The sequence below is a fragment of the Paenibacillus sp. OT2-17 genome (genome assembly GCF_009827695.1).
Classification (GTDB): Bacteria; Bacillota; Bacilli; order Paenibacillales; family Paenibacillaceae; genus Paenibacillus; species Paenibacillus polymyxa_B.
On record NZ_WUDQ01000886.1, the window covers coordinates 1 to 1,004 of the forward strand.

A 1,004-nucleotide genomic window follows, 5' to 3' on the forward strand; every position below is an offset into this window, starting at 1 on the left:
CATCCCAGGCTATACCATCAGACAAGTCCGCGAACATAGAGATATGCTGAGAGTATGAAAATAAACAGGATATAATAAAGTACGCTGCACACCACAAAACCTATTCGTAAACCCCGCCGTTCATTTTTTCGAAAATAAAACAGTACAATTACAACAGCCAAAAGTGAAAGAACAGCATTCCAAGGAGCCTTCACTAGCGAGAAACAGCTAAGGGTCAACCCCGTCGCCATGCTCGCTACAGTCATCCACAATGCTTCAGTCAGCTTCACTTGGACAAACGAGCTGCAGTGTCCCGAATCGCAGCAATAGCCGCTGCGCGGTCTGCTCTGCCAAATACCGCACTACCAGCCACCAACACGTCAGCCCCCGCTTCAAATACGGCTGGTGCCGTCTCTTCCGCAATACCTCCGTCTACCTCGATATGTACGTCTGGACGACCCAATTCGTTCAGCCAAGCACGGATTTGTCTGATTTTATTTAACGTCTCTGGAATGAAGGACTGACCTCCAAAGCCAGGATTGACCGTCATCACCAGAATCATATCCACATTTGGCAGCACTTCCTTGATCGCGTATGGTGAAGTACCCGGATTGAGAGCCACTCCAGCCAGAGCGCCTTGCTGCTTGATCAAGTGAAGGACACCATGCAAATGAATACAGGCCTCAGCATGAACAGTGATGATATTGGCTCCTGCTTGTACGAAATCGCCAATATAGCGTTCAGGATGCTCAATCATCAGATGAACATCCAAGGGAAGAGTCGTATGCGGACGAATAGCCTGAACGATAGGTGGGCCCAGTGTAATATTGGATACAAAATGTCCATCCATTACATCCACATGAATCCAGTCTGCCCCTCCTGCCTCAGCTTCCGCAACTTCACTGCCCAAGCGAGCAAAATCAGCGGATAAAATCGACGGTGCTATTTTTAACATATACTCAGTACCTCCGCTTTTTTTCTTTTAATTCCTGATAGAACTGCAAATAGCTATCATATCGTCCCTG

1 protein-coding gene is annotated in these 1,004 nt (G+C 47.5%); it reads right to left on the reverse strand.

The window, feature by feature from the left end; genetic code table 11:
* Window positions 1–265: 265 nt before the first annotated feature.
* On the reverse strand, window positions 266–934 hold the full coding sequence (gene rpe / locus GRP75_RS27920; RefSeq protein ID WP_160790999.1) for a ribulose-phosphate 3-epimerase: 669 nt from the start codon (window positions 932–934) through the stop codon (window positions 266–268).
* Window positions 935–1,004: the final 70 nt, after the last annotated feature.

Bases quoted from the DNA above. Each gene is read 5' to 3' on its own strand.
- rpe (WP_160790999.1), bottom strand. From the start codon at position 934: ATGTTAAAAATAGCACCGTCGATTTTATCCGCTGATTTTGCTCGCTTG.